The organism is Rhodococcus aetherivorans (assembly GCF_025722975.1).
Taxonomy (GTDB): domain Bacteria; phylum Actinomycetota; class Actinomycetes; order Mycobacteriales; family Mycobacteriaceae; genus Rhodococcus; species Rhodococcus aetherivorans.
In genome coordinates this window covers 1,988,008-2,001,607 of record NZ_CP106982.1, presented here as the reverse complement: position 1 = coordinate 2,001,607, position 13,600 = coordinate 1,988,008, and the positions used below count along the sequence as shown (strand labels likewise).

Annotated in this window: 9 protein-coding genes; 5 read left to right on the top strand and 4 right to left on the bottom strand. The window is 70.8% G+C overall.

Annotated elements, in window-relative coordinates; translation table 11 throughout:
• Window positions 1-70 precede the first annotated feature (70 nt).
• Window positions 71-3,490 carry a serine/threonine-protein kinase gene (locus tag OCS65_RS09195; protein ID WP_263509580.1) on the bottom strand — a complete coding sequence of 1,140 codons (3,420 nt, stop codon included), beginning with the start codon at window positions 3,488-3,490 and terminating at the stop codon, window positions 71-73.
• A 488-nt stretch (window positions 3,491-3,978) separates the two neighbouring features.
• On the opposite strand from OCS65_RS09195, the gene OCS65_RS09190 reads away from it, so the two are divergent.
• From OCS65_RS09190 to purU, 5 genes are all read left to right on the top strand, one after another.
• Window positions 3,979-4,596, top strand: coding sequence for an MBL fold metallo-hydrolase (locus tag OCS65_RS09190; protein ID WP_006946520.1), 618 nt, complete (start codon window positions 3,979-3,981; stop codon window positions 4,594-4,596).
• Window positions 4,593-7,004 carry an FdhF/YdeP family oxidoreductase gene (locus OCS65_RS09185; RefSeq protein WP_263509577.1) on the top strand — a complete coding sequence of 804 codons (2,412 nt, stop codon included), beginning with the start codon at window positions 4,593-4,595 and terminating at the stop codon, window positions 7,002-7,004. The genes OCS65_RS09190 and OCS65_RS09185 overlap by 4 nt, the downstream gene beginning before the upstream one ends.
• Window positions 6,992-7,816: a formate dehydrogenase accessory sulfurtransferase FdhD gene (gene fdhD, locus OCS65_RS09180; RefSeq protein WP_006946513.1), complete on the top strand. Its 825-nt coding sequence runs from the start codon at window positions 6,992-6,994 to the stop codon at window positions 7,814-7,816. Before OCS65_RS09185 ends, fdhD begins: the two co-directional genes overlap by 13 nt.
• 293 nt (window positions 7,817-8,109) lie before the next feature.
• The gene (locus tag OCS65_RS09175; RefSeq protein WP_263509574.1) at window positions 8,110-8,970 is read left to right on the top strand and encodes a class I SAM-dependent methyltransferase; all 861 of its coding nucleotides are present in this window, start codon (window positions 8,110-8,112) and stop codon (window positions 8,968-8,970) included.
• A gap of 43 nt (window positions 8,971-9,013) precedes the next feature.
• A complete protein-coding gene (purU, locus tag OCS65_RS09170; RefSeq protein ID WP_006946510.1) occupies window positions 9,014-9,901 on the top strand; it encodes a formyltetrahydrofolate deformylase in 888 nt (295 codons plus the stop codon).
• A 23-nt stretch (window positions 9,902-9,924) separates the two neighbouring features.
• Here the strand turns inward: purU and OCS65_RS09165 are convergent, their stop codons facing one another.
• The 3 genes from OCS65_RS09165 to OCS65_RS09155 all read right to left on the bottom strand — a co-directional run bounded on the left by OCS65_RS09165 (window position 9,925) and on the right by OCS65_RS09155 (window position 13,541).
• A complete protein-coding gene (locus OCS65_RS09165; protein ID WP_263509568.1) occupies window positions 9,925-11,469 on the bottom strand; it encodes a molybdopterin-dependent oxidoreductase in 1,545 nt (514 codons plus the stop codon).
• Window positions 11,470-11,530: 61 nt separating this feature from the next.
• Complete coding sequence (locus OCS65_RS09160) at window positions 11,531-12,568, bottom strand: alpha/beta fold hydrolase (protein ID WP_006946508.1); 1,038 nt, start codon at window positions 12,566-12,568, stop codon at window positions 11,531-11,533.
• Between the two features lie 70 nt (window positions 12,569-12,638).
• Entirely contained in the window at window positions 12,639-13,541 is a 903-nt protein-coding gene (locus OCS65_RS09155) for an AurF N-oxygenase family protein (RefSeq protein ID WP_006946507.1), read from the bottom strand.
• Between the last annotated feature and the right edge of the window lie 59 nt (window positions 13,542-13,600).

The window sequence follows — 13,600 nt, the reverse complement described above, 5'->3', positions numbered from 1 at the left end:
AGCGGGCCGTCGGGGCGGCAATCGCGGTGTCGCGATGCGCTCGATTCGGCGCTGCCCGGGGTGGGAGGACTCACGTGTTCTCCGGTGTTGCGGACGGCTGTGGTGCTGTGTGCAGCCGATCGAGGAAGTGGGCGAGGGCGGGGCTGATGCTGCGGCCGTGTCGTTCCGAACCGACCCGCCGAACGAGTTCTCGCACAACGGGTCCGGTATCGAGCACCGGCTGAACCAAACCCGACCGTGCACACTGCTCGAGGACTGGCAGTAACACCCGTTCCGCTTCCGGGAGTGAGCCGACCGTGACAAGGCACTCGGTCAGCAACAAGCGGGCATAGAGGGATGCTCTGGGCCGGTCGGTGGCGCTGATCGACTCGGTGAGGATTCGGGCGCGCCGGCACGCGTGTGTCCGGTCACTGTCGGAGCCGGCGGCGAGCAGCAGCCGGATTGCCGCCTCTTCCGTGGTCTCGGCCGTGACCTGGGCGATCCCGTCAGGAACGTCGCTCGGAAGCCCGGGAGGAAAGGTGTCCGGGGAGACCTGCGATATCCCGATGCCCGTCCGGATACGCTCGTTGGTGATGTACACCGCCAGGCGGGGCAGTTGCAGTGACAGTGCCAGCCGTTCCCCTTCAGCCAGTCGCTCGGCGGCCTGTTCGTGCTGCCCCAGGCGATGCTTCAGGCGAGCGCCGATGACGTACGTGGCGAGCATGAACTCGACGGTTCCGCCTTCGGCGCCGAGGCTGTAGCTCTCGTCGAGCAGGCCTTCGGCCTCGGCGAGGTTTCCCTGTTCGTACAGCAATTCCCCGAGGAGGGCACCGGTGAGCCGGGAGCTGTAGGAATTGTCTTCGTCGGAAGCGGTGGCCAGGTGCATGGCGTGGCGCAGGCTCGTCTCGGCGCCGTCGAGATCGAGTTGTTCCCGTGCGGCCACTGCATCGAGGCAATAGCCGTAGATGACACTGAACGGCCCGGAGGCGCGGCGGTGATGCGGGCGTGCCCATTGCTGCCAGCGCCGGGCCTCGTCGAAGTCGAACCGCTGGATCTCGCGGAACGAGGCCACATCCGCGACACCGCACAGAATCCACGGGCGGAGTCTGTCGGCGCGGGCGATACACGCCTCGAGTGCCTCGTCGAGGTGGTCGAGACGGTCGTCGAAGACGGTGATGGTGGCCCGGATGAGATCGGCCTCGGCTCGGGCGTCAGCCTCTTCGTCGCCGGGCACGGTCGGCAGCACTGCCTCGAGGCGGCTGAGGGCGTCGTTGGCCGCAGCGCGGTGGTGCAGCAGCGCGTGTGCCCAGGCCACCGCCAGCTGCAGGCGTGGCCGCATCGCGCCGGCGGTCGTCGGTAGCTTGGTCTCCAACCCGAGCAGAGTGTTCATCCGGGATTGTTCGAGCAGTGGGATTGCTTCCCGCTCGACCACGTCGATCGCCGCGTCGTCGTCGCCGGCGGCGTGGAAATGATCGACCGCCGCGCTCAACAGGTGTTGATCGGCGAACCATCGGGCCGCGGTCCGGTGCAGCTCGTGCAGGCGTTCCGGGTCGCCTCGTTCGAGCCGGCGGCGTAGATAGTCGGTGAACAGGTGGTGGTAGCGGAACCACTGTCCCTCCTCGTCGAGCCGGGTGAGGAACAGGTCCCGTTCTTCGATGTCTTCGAGCACGGCCTGGGCGTCCCGGCGGCCGGTCAGGGCGGTGGCCAGGGCTGCGCACGTGCGTTCGCTGACCGCGGTGGCCAGCAGGAAGTCGAGCAGGTCCGGTTCGAGGCTGTCGAGGACGTTCTCGGCGAGGTACTCGCCGAGAGCGCGATGCCGGCCCGACAGCTGGCGGATGACCGTCCGGGGGTCACGGTGTTCGCGTATTGCCAGCGAGGCCAGCTGCAGGGCCGCCGCCCACCCGTCGGTTGTTTCCTCGAGCTCGGCAACGTCCTTGTCCTCCATGGTCAATCCGGTGGTACCGGTGAGCAGCTGGCGGGACTCGTCGACGTCGAAGCGCAGTGCGGCGGCGTCGATCTCGATCAGCTCGTTGTGCACGCGCAGGCCGCTCAGCGGCAGACCCTGCCGGGCCCGGCTGGTGACGACCAGCTGCAGGTGGTGGCACCCTTGCTCGAGCAGGAACCGGGCGATGGCCCGGCTGGCGGGGTTGGTCACCCGGTGCCAGTCGTCGAGGACCACCGCGATGTGCTGCCCGCCCGCGTGTGTCCGGTTGATCAGGGTGGTCAGCACGAACCGCTCGGCACCCTCCCCGTGTGCCTCCAGGACACGGGTCAGCTCTCTGCCCAGCCGGGGCAGGGTCACCGTGACCGCATCGACGAGATGCGCGAGAAACCAGGCGGGGGTGTTGTCGTCTTCGTCGATCGACAACCAAGCGGTCTTGCCGCCGTCGTGCTCGAGCATCCGCACGTACTGGGTGGCCACGGTGGTCTTGCCGTATCCGGCCGGGCCGTGGATCAAGATCAGCCGTGCCCGGGTCGCGGTACTGAGCCGGTCGAGCAGCCGGGTGCGCTGCACCATCGCGTGAGCCGCGACCGGGGGGCGGTACTTGGTCGCCACGGCGGGCGGGCGAGCAGGCACGGACGCACCGGCCGAAGGGTCGAGGCGCAGATACGCCGCGGTCGCGGGGGATTCGCGACTTTCCGGCTGCGGTGGGCTCTCCTCGTCCCAGACCAACGGCAACGGCAGGTCGGCAACGGTGTAACCGAGGTCCGCCCCGGCGCTGCGCAGCGCCTCCCCCAACCCCGCCGCCGTGCCGAAGCGGTGGGCGGGCTCACGGGCCATCGCCTGCTCGATCACCGCACACACACCCTCCGGAACATCCCGCTCGCGCAGATCCGGGATCGGTTCGGTGCTGATCCGCAGCAGCTGCGCCACCAGTTCCTCCCCGCGGCGCCGCGCGTAGGCCGGCCGGCCGGCCAGCGCGGTGAACAAGGTGGCGCCGAGTCCGTAGACGTCCGAGGCGACCGACGGAGACTGCCCGTGCAGCAGCTCCGGCGCGGTGTAGGCGGGAGAGCCCACCACCAAGCCTCGCGTGGTGTCCTGCCGATCCGACAGCCGGGCGATCCCGAAATCGGTCAGTTGCGGTTCGCCGTACTCGGAGATCAGGATGTTCGCCGGTTTGACGTCGCGGTGCAGGACACCCGCCCGGTGTGCCGTCTCGAGCGCCCCGGCCATCTTGATGCCGATGTCGAGAACTTCGGCAATCGTGCGGGCCCCGCGCCGGTTGATCCAGGCCTCGAGGGAGTCCCGGCGGTGGAACGGCATCACGATGTAGGGACGCCCGGTACGGGTGACGCCGGCCTCGAGCACGTGCACGATGTTCGGATGCCCCGACAGCCGGCCCATCGCCTGCTGCTCGCGCAGAAACCGCACCCGGTCGGTCTCGTCCGGGCTGGAGCTCATCACCTTGACCGCGACCACCCGGTCGAGGGCGGGCTGACGACAGCGGTAGACGATGCCGAAACCTCCCTGCCCTGCCACCCGCGGCTCGACGAAACCGGCCGCGCTCAACTCGTCCGCAAGCTCCCTCGGAGGCGGATCAGCGGGACGTTCGGCGGCGTCACCGGACACCGTGCACCCGGTCTTCGGACCGAGTCCGGCACGGCAGCAGGTGCACCACGGCACTCCCGGGAGCCGGTTCTGCCGGCCGGTGCTCTGCGGACTTGATCATGACGCCACCTCGGATTGCTTCCGATTCTAGGCGCCACCCGCAGAAATTCACTGGCGGTGGGGAGCGCGAGGGCCTGGGCGCACTGCCCATCGGGAGAGGCCGATCTGATCGTTCGGCCAGTTCGTCGGCAAGTCGGCGGACTTTACGGTGGATCCGGCAACGACCGTTGACGGTCGGGCAGGACCAGCTGTGTTCGATGAAGATGCGAGGGACCACGTGTGCGATCGGAAGGCCTACCGCGGTGCGCGTTCCTGTGGTGCAGGCTCACGCCCAGGGGTATTCGGGTCGGGGGCACGTGCAGTGAGCCGACCGACGGTACGAGCCTGACGTGAGTGAGGGTTTTCGGATCGACCGCGTCTGCGTTCGACGAGCACGGCCCCCGGGGCCGTTCTTCGCCGATCCCGGAGAAACGAACGTCTGGCTGGTCGGCGACGACCGGGACGTGGTGGTCGTCGATGCGGGTGGTCGAGCCACCGACATCGCCGACGCGGTCGGTGACCGATGTGTCACCGCGGTGATCTGCACCCAGGGTGGCCGGGCCCACGTCTCGGCCGCGGTCGACGTGGGCGTGGGACTGTGTGCTCCGATCCTGCTGCATCCGGCCGACCACGCGTTGTGGCAGGCGGTGCACGGGCAGCGTCGCTATTGGCGACTCGACGACGGGCAGCGCATCGCCGTCGCCGGTGACGAAATCCGGGTGCTGCACACTCCGGTCGCCACGCCCGGGTCGGTGTCGTTGCATCTTCCGCACCTGGGCGTGGTGTTCACCGGCGACGTCCTCCGGCACGGGTGTGAAGCGCCCGGACACACCCCGACGCCGAGCACGGCGCCCGGGCCACTGTCGGCGTTACCGGCCGACACCCGAGTTCACCCCGGCCACGGCGACAGTTTCCTTCTCGGCGAGGCGTTCTCGTCGACCGATCGATGGGTGCGACACAGCGCATGACGAACACCACGGACCGGCACGTCTTCGACGAGAACGACATCCAGATCACCGACCCCAAGTCCTACGCGGCCGGGGTGCCCGCGGTGCTGGTGTCGCTGCGTCGTGGTCTCGAGCAGATGGGCCCGCTACGCACCGCCCGCACCCTGGCCCGGCTGAACCAGCGGCACGGCTTCGACTGCCCGGGGTGCGCCTGGCCGGAGACCCCGGGGCATCGCAAGGCCGCGGAGTTCTGCGAGAACGGCGCCAAGGCCGTCGCCGAGGAAGCCACCACCCGGAAAGTCGGCCCGGCGTTCTTCGCCGCCCATTCGATTCCGGAGTTGCTCGCGCAGACGGACTTCTGGCTCGGGCAGCAGGGCCGGCTGACGCATCCGATGATCATCCGACCGGGCGGGGCGCACTACGAGCCGATCGGCTGGGACGAAGCCTATGCGGTGATCGCCGAGCACCTGCGCGCCCTGCCGAGCCCGGACGAGGCGATCTTCTACACCTCCGGCCGCACCTCCAACGAGGCGGCATTCGTCTACCAGCTGATGATCCGGTCCTTCGGCACCAACAACATGCCGGACTGTTCGAACATGTGCCACGAATCCTCCGGCACCGCCCTGACCGAGACCATCGGCATCGGCAAGGGCTCGGTGTCGGTCACCGACCTCGAAGACGCCGACCTGATCCTCATCGCCGGCCAGAATCCCGGCACCAACCATCCCCGCATGCTCTCCGTGCTCGAGAAGGCCAAGGCCAACGGCGCCACGGTGATCGCGATCAACCCCCTGCCCGAGGCCGGGTTGCTGCGGTTCAAGGACCCGCAGAAGGTGAACGGCGTGCTCGGTGACGGCGCACAGATCGCGGACGAGTTCCTGCAGATCCGCATCGGCGGGGATCAGGCCCTGTTCCAAGGCCTGGCCAAGCTGCTGCTCGAGGAGGAGGACCGTCGGCCGGGCACCGTGCTCGACCGCGAGTTCCTCGACAGCCGGTGTGCCGGGTTCGAGCAGTGGGCCGAGCACATCCGGGCCGTCGACCTCGCCACGGTGCTCGAGGCGACCGGCCTGACGCGCGAGCAGATCGAACAGACCGCCCGCGCCCTGATCGCCTCGAACGCCACCATCGTGTGCTGGGCGATGGGCCTGACCCAGCAGACCCACGGTGTGGCCACCATCGAGGACGCGGTGGCCTTGTTGCTCATGCGGGGGATGATCGGCAAACCCGGAGCGGGGGTGTGCCCGGTGCGCGGGCACTCCAACGTCCAAGGCGACCGGACGATGGGAATCTGGGAGAAGATGCCCGAGTCCTTCCTGCAGGCTCTGGACGACGAGTTCGGCATCCGCAGTCCCCGCAGGCACGGCCTCGACGCGGTCGATTCGATCCGCGCCATGCGCGACGGCGCCGCGCACGTGTTCATGGCGATGGGTGGCAACTTCCTCTCCGCGACCCCGGACACCGATGTGACCGCCGCCGCGCTGCGCAACTGCGCGCTGACGGTGCAGATCTCGACCAAACTCAACCGCAGCCACCTCGTGCACGGGCGCACCGGGATCATCCTGCCCTCGCTCGGCCGCACCGACAAGGACGTCCGCAACGGCCGCAAACAACTGGTGTCGGTGGAGGATTCGATGTCGGTGGTGCATCTGTCCCGCGGTGGCCTGACGCCGGCCGGCGAACAGTTGCGCAGCGAGGTCGCCATCGTCTGCGAGCTCGCGCAGGCATTGTTCGGACCGGATCACCCGGTGCCGTGGCGCGGGTTCGCCGACGACTACGACGCCATCCGCGACGCCATCGCCCGCGTCGTGCCCGGGTTCGACGACTTCAACACCCGGGTCCGCCGACCGGACGGGTTCGTCCTGCCGCACCCACCCCGCGACGAGCGCCGCTTCCACACCGCCACCGGAAAGGCGAACTTCGTCGTCAACGACCTCGACTGGGTACCGGTGCCCGAGGGCCGGCTGATCCTGCAGACCCTGCGCTCCCACGATCAGTACAACACCACCATCTACGGCCTCGACGACCGCTACCGCGGCGTCAAGGGCGGCCGGCGGGTGCTGTTCGTCAACGACCGCGACCTCGAGTCGTTCGGCTTCGCGGCGGGCGACCGGGTGGACCTGATCTCCGAATGGCCCCGCCCCGACGGCACCGTCGAAGCGCGCCGCGCCGACGACTTCCGGCTCGTCCCCTACCCCACCCCGGTCGGCAACGTCGCCGCCTACTACCCCGAAACCAACCCCCTGATCCCGCTCGACCACGTCGCCCGCAAGTCCAACACCCCCGTGTCCAAGGCCGTCACCATCCGCCTCGAAGCCCACACCCCTCGGCGCGAGGGTGCCGCGGCACCGGGCACGGCGCCCGGCCGGCCTTCCCCCGGATCACCCGGGCGAGGCGAACTGGTGCACCGGAGCGTCGCATGGGACGAGTAACCACCCGCACCCGCATCACCCGCATCCACGCGAACCGACAGTCGACACGCCCGGATACCGTGGTCGTCGAAGAACCCCTCGAACTCCGGGTCAACGGCACCGCGCTGGCGGTGACCATGCGCACCCCCGGCTCCGACATCGAACTCGCCCAAGGCTTCCTGCTCACCGAAGGCATCGTCGGCGACCGCGGCGACATCGCCGCGATCCGCTACTGCCACAGCACCGACGAGAACGGCCGCAACACCTACAACGTCCTCGACATCGACCTCGCCCCCGGCGTCGCACTGCCCGAGACCGGCATCGAGCGTAACTTCTACACCACCTCCTCCTGTGGGGTGTGCGGCAAGGCCTCCCTCGACGCGATCCGCCAACGCACCCGCCACGCCCCGGCCGACGACCCCGTCGTCGTCGACCCCACCGCCCTGTCGGGCATGCCGCACACCCTGCGCGAGGCGCAGAAGGTGTTCGACCGCACCGGCGGCCTGCACGCCGCCGGCCTGTTCACCGCCACCGGTGACCTGCTCGCCCTGCGCGAGGACGTCGGCCGGCACAACGCCGTGGACAAGATCGTCGGCTGGGCCACCGAAAACCACCGCATCCCCGCCCGGGGAACGGTCCTGCTCGTCAGCGGCCGCGCCTCCTTCGAACTCGCCCAGAAGACGGTCATGGCCGGCATCCCCGTCCTCGCCGCCGTCTCCGCACCGTCCTCACTCGCCATCGACCTGGCTGACGAATCCGGGCTGACCCTGGTCGGTTTCCTGCGCGAGGACACCATGAACATCTACACCCACCCTCATCGAATCGGGGTGTGAGCAATCCGCAGGGTGCCCGTCCCCTCCGGCGAGCACGTGAAGGCCGCCGCGCCGCGCTCGTCGCACGGGCGCGAGCGGGCTGTTGTGGTGGCGAGCGGGGGGTTCCTGAGCCCTCCCCTCGCGGTTCGCCGCGAAATCCACCCGCTCGACGCGGGATGTACCCGCTCGACGTCCCGGGTGCTCGCCATTCAGCATTCGGAACTGAAACGTTCGGAACTGCAATAGGGTATCGGCTGCACTCCCGCTGGGCATCCGAGGTTCCGTCCTCGGATTCGAGAACCCGAGGACGAGGCATGACCGACGCAGTGGACGAGACGGCACGGCTCGCGAGCACCTTCGACGACGCGAGCGGCGACTTCGACCGGCTCACCCCGACGGTGTGGGGCCCGGCGGGGCAGGCGCTGGTCTTCCAGCTCGGGCCCGGTCCCGGCGCGACGGTGCTGGACGTGTGCTGCGGCGCCGGCGCCTCGGCGCTGCCCGCCGCCGCGGCGGTGGGACCGACCGGCCGGGTCCACGCGATCGACATCGCCGACGAACTGCTCGAGCTCGGCCGGCTCGTCGCCGCCGAGCGGGCGCTGCAGAACATCGACTTCGTGTGCGCCGACGCCACCACGTGGGAACCGCCGTCCGCGGTCCCGGAGGCCGGGTACGACGCGCTCGCCATCTCCTACGGCGTGTTCCTGCTGCCCCACATGGACACCACGTTCGACCGCCTGGTCAGCCTGGTCCGGCACGGCGGCCGAATCGGCGTCACCGTGTGGCGGGCCGGCGCGATGGAGGAGATCAGCGCGACGCTGTTCGACGTCGTCGGCCGCCGCAACCCGGCGGTGGCGGGCCGGCCGTCGCTGCGCGACCGGACACCGCTGCACGCGATCGATCTGCCGCGCACCCTCGAGGCATGGCTCGCGGCCGCCGGCACCCACTCGGTGGAGGTACGCACCCTGTCGAATCTGCTGCCCGCCACCGAGGAGCTGTGCTGGACGCTGGTGACCGCGACGGGCCTGCGGGCAGCCCTGGCCGGGCTCGACGCCGACGCGGTCGCCGCGGTGCGCGCCGAGTTCCTGGCGGCCGTCACCGAGCGCGGCATCCACACGATCGACGCGACGACCCTCGTCGGGACCGCCACCGTCCGGCGGCCCCCGGCGACGGTGTGACCGGCCGGAACGGCCCGGATGCACACCTGAGACACTGGACGGCATGACCTCCGCTGCCTCGTCCGACGACCGTCGGTATGTACTGTCACTGGGCTGCCCCGACGCCACCGGCATCGTCGCCCGCATCTCGACCTTCCTCGCGGACGTGGGCGGCTCGATCGTCGAAGCCGGCTACCACGCGGACCCCGACAGCGGCTGGTTCTTCACTCGTCAGGCGGTGCGCGCCTCCTCCATCCCGCTCGGCCTCGACGAACTGCGCGAGCGGTTCGCGACCGTCGCGGCGGAGCTGGGCCCGGAGACCGAGTGGACGCTGCAGGACACCGGCGAGACCAAGCGGGTGGTGCTCCTCGTCAGCAAGGAGGGCCACTGCCTGCACGACATCCTCGGCCGGGTGGCCGCCGGCGAGCTGAACGCGGAGATCTGCGCGGTCGTGGGGAACCACCCCGACCTCGAGCGGGTGACCCGCCGGCACGGCATCGACTTCCATTACGTGTCCTTCCCCAAGGACCCGGAACAGCGCGGGCCCGCGTTCGAGCAGGTGCGCAAGCTCGTCGACGTGCACGATCCGCACGCCGTCGTGTTGGCGCGGTTCATGCAGATCCTGCCGCCCGAGCTGTGCGAGCACTGGGCGGGCCGGGCGATCAACATCCACCACAGCTTCCTGCCGTCGTTCATCGGCGCACGCCCCTACCATCAGGCCTTCGCGCGCGGCGTGAAGCTGATCGGCGCGACGTGCCACTACGTGACCCCCGAGCTGGACGCCGGCCCGATCATCGAGCAGGACGTGGTGCGCGTCGGTCACGCCGACACGGTCGGCGACATGGTGCGCCTCGGCCGCGACGTCGAGAAGCTGGTGCTGGCCCGCGGTCTGCGCTGGCACCTCGAGGACCGGGTGCTGGTGCACGGCAGCAAGACCGTCGTCTTCAGCTGACGTCCCGTTCCGGGGCGCGCCCGTCACCCGACCGTGACGGTGCGGCTGTGCCAGCCGGTGGCGCCGTCGGGGACGGGCGGGCGACGCTGCTCGTCCTGCACCCGGCCCTCGCCGTCCGTCGCGCGCACCTCGAGCACGTGCGTACCGGGCGTCGCGTCCCACCGCCACGTCCACTGCCGCCACGTGTCGAGGGAGTACTCCTCGGCGAGCACGGCGTCGTTCCAGGGGCCGCCGTCGACCCGGACCTCGACGCGGTCGATGCCGCGATGCTGCGCCCACGCGGTACCGGCGACGATCACGGGCCCGGGTTCGAGCCGGCCGAACGCGGCGGGGACGTCGATGCGCGAGGCCGTCCGGACGGGGGCCTTCTCCGCCCAGCCGCGCCGCGTCCAGTAGGCCTCGGCCCGGTCGAAGCGGGTCAGTTCCCAGTCGACGACCCACTTGGTGGCGGAGACGTACCCGTACAGGCCCGGCACCACCTGCCGGGCCGGGTATCCGTGTTCGAACGGCAGCGGCTCGCCGTTCATCGCGACGGCGAGCAGGGCGTCGCGGCCGTCGAGGACCGCGTCGACGGGGGTGCCGCAGGTGAAGCCGTCGACGCTGGTGGACAGGAGCATGTCGGCGTCGGGGCGGACCCCGGCCCGCGCGAGCAGGTCGCTCATCCGGTATCCGATCCAGCGGGCGTTGCCGGCCAGGTCGCCGCCCACCTCGTTGGACACGCAGGTGAGCGTGAGGATCCGTTCGACGGGTTCGAACGCGGCCAGATCGTCCCAGGTCAGCGTCACCTCCCGTTCCACCATCCCGTGGATGCGCAGGCGCCAGTCGGCGGTGCGCAACCGCGGCACCCGGAGCGCGGTGTCGATGCGGTAGAACTCCGCCGGTGAGGTGAGGAAAGGGGTGGCCCCGGGGACCGTCACCTCGGTGCCGGCCGGCACGGATGCGGCGGGCCGGGCGGGCCGCGGGATCAGGAACCGGGCGCGGTCCTCGACGGCCCGCGTCAGCCGGTCGGTGAGGTACCGGCCGGTCGCGCCGGCGGCCACGGCCACGGCGGCCGCGGAGCCGACCACCGTGAGGAACCGCCGGCGCGGCCACCCCGACGCCGGGGTCTCCGGCACGCCGTCGCGGACGTCGGATCGGGCGAGCAGCCGGATGGAGTACTGCAGCAGCGCCGCGCCCGCGAGGGCGCCGATGACCGTCGGCAGCGCGGCGACGGTCGTGGCGCCCGGCCGGCTCAGCGCCGCGTACACGCCCACCGCGGCCAGGGCGAGGACCACGAGGCCACCGCGCGGGCGGCCGGGCTGCTCGAGCAGCCCCGCCCCCACGGCGAGTACGGCCAGGATCACCGACATGCCGATGAACAGCGCCGGCTTGTCGGACGTGCCGAAGGTGTCGATCGCGAACTCGCGGGCCCACGCCGGGGCTCGGTCGACCGTGGTGGCGCCGACGGTGTAGAACGGCGACGAGGCGGGCCCGATCAGCACGGCCAGCAGTTCTCCGACGCCGAGGACCACTCCGAACGCGACGAGGCCGGCGAGGGCGCGGGCCGCGCGGTGGCGGGCCACTGTCATGGGTCTCCTCCCGGTGGACTACACCGAGGGTTCGGCGCCGCGCCCGCCGCGGATGGGACCCTCAGGCGCCGGCCGGCATGCGATCGCGTTCGGCCAGGTGCAGCAGTTCGTCGTCGAAGGCGTCGATCGCCTCGACCGAACTCATGTGCCCGATCCCGTCGAGCACCACGAGCCGCTCGAGGTGCCCGCAGGTCTTCAGGGTCTCGGCGAGCTTGCGGGCGTGCACCGGCGGTGTGAGCCGGTCCGCGGTGCCGACGAGCACGGTCGTCGGCACCGTGAGGTGGTCGAGCCCGTCGCGGATGTCGAAGGCGCTCAGCGCGGTGCCCCAGTTGCCGCGGGCCCGCGGCGTGCAGCCGAGCACGATCTTCTCGCAGAAGGCGACCTCGGCGGTGCTCGAACCGGGCGCGAGCGCGACGTACTTCAGGGCCCGGGTGGTGACGGGTGAGGCGACGAGCGGAAGGGCGGCGCCGAGGAGCCGGCGCGCGACGGGCTCCTGCACCCGCCCCAGCCGGGACGGCAGCAGCGCGGCCTCGGCGAGCAGGCTGTCGGTGCCGGTGCTCGCGAGCAGCACCCCGGAGGCCTTCTCCCGCACCTGATCGGGGTGGCGGCCGGCCCACGCGATGATGCTCATGCCGCCCATGCTGTGACCGGCGAGGACTGCCTTGCGGCCGGCCGGCACCGTCGCCTCGAGGACCGCGGCGAGGTCGTCGGCGAGGACGTCGGGGCCGAAGGTCCGGGTACCGAGGTCGCTGCGGCCGTGTCCGCGCTGGTCGTAGGTGATCACCCGGTAGCGGCCGGCGAGGGCGTTGATCTGCGGGATCCAGTAGTCGGCGTTGCAGGTCCATCCGTGGCTGAGCACGATCGGGTCAGCGTCCGGGTCGCCGTAGGCTCGGACGTTGAGATGGGCACCGTCGTCGGTGGTGAGGTCGATGACGTCGGGTTCCACCGTCGGCGGCGCGAGCAGCGCGTGCGGTGGCCGGTCGGCGGCGCGCACCACGGCGCGGCGTCGGCGGGCGCGGTAGGCCACGAGGCCGGCAACGGCAGCGGCGCCGGCCACCCCGGCGATCGCCAGGGTGGTCCTGCGGGACGGCTTCTTCACCTGTGTTGTTCTCCTGGTTGCTGGAACGACGGCCGTCGCGACGTGCGGCGGCCGGGGGACGGTCGCGCGGTCACAGGACGTGGGCGCGGCGGAGCAGCAGGGTGGACGGTCCCCCGATCAGGCCGACGTCGTCGAGGAACTCGATCGTCCGTCGTGCGCCCTCGCGGAGCCGGTCGTGGTAGTGGGTGTTGGTGCGGACCGCGGCGGTGGCCTCGGCGACGTCGAGTCCCGCGGCGGCGTAGACGTCGTCGTGGACCAGGCTCGTGACGACGAAGTACGCGGAGATGCCCAGCTGCAGCCGGACGCGTGCGCGGTCGACGCGGGAGAGGTGGCGCGTGCGGCGGATGATCTCCTCACGCGCGTACCGGATGTGGCGGGACTCCTCGATCACATGGATGCGGCTGACGGTGCGGGTGACGGGCTGGACCCGCTCGTCGCGCATGAAGTCGCGCTGCATCATGTCGAGGATCTCCTCGGCGAACAGGGTGCCGCCGAAGGCGAGCGCTCCGCTCGCGGTGGCCTTGAACAGCCGGCCGCTCTCCCGGATCCAGCGCTTCGGCCGGTAGGACGGGATCCCGAAGTGCTGTGCCGCGCGCGCGAACATCGTCGAGTGCCGGCACTCGTCGGCGATCTCGGTGAGCCCGAACTGGACGTAGGGGGTGGCGGGGTCGCGGCGGTAGAGGTCGCGCACGAGCATCTGCATCAGGATCATCTCGAACCAGATGCCGGTGCCGGCGATGCTGGCGGCCTCGTGCTGGGTCAGTACGATCCGCTGCCGCTCGGTCATCGACTCCCACAGGGCGGTGCCGTAGAGGCTGCTCCACTCGGGGGTCATGCCGTACTTGTCGGCAGGGACGGGGGCGTCCCAGTCGATCTCGAGGGCCGGGTCGTAGGAGGAGCGCGCCGCGGACGCCAGCAGGCGTTCGGCGGTGTCCTGACGGTCGGCGGTGCGGAAGGTCCGGGTGAGCGCCATCGTCGATCACCTCGTCTCGGTTGTTACCCGTTACTCGAAGTGTCACCAACCTGTCGGCG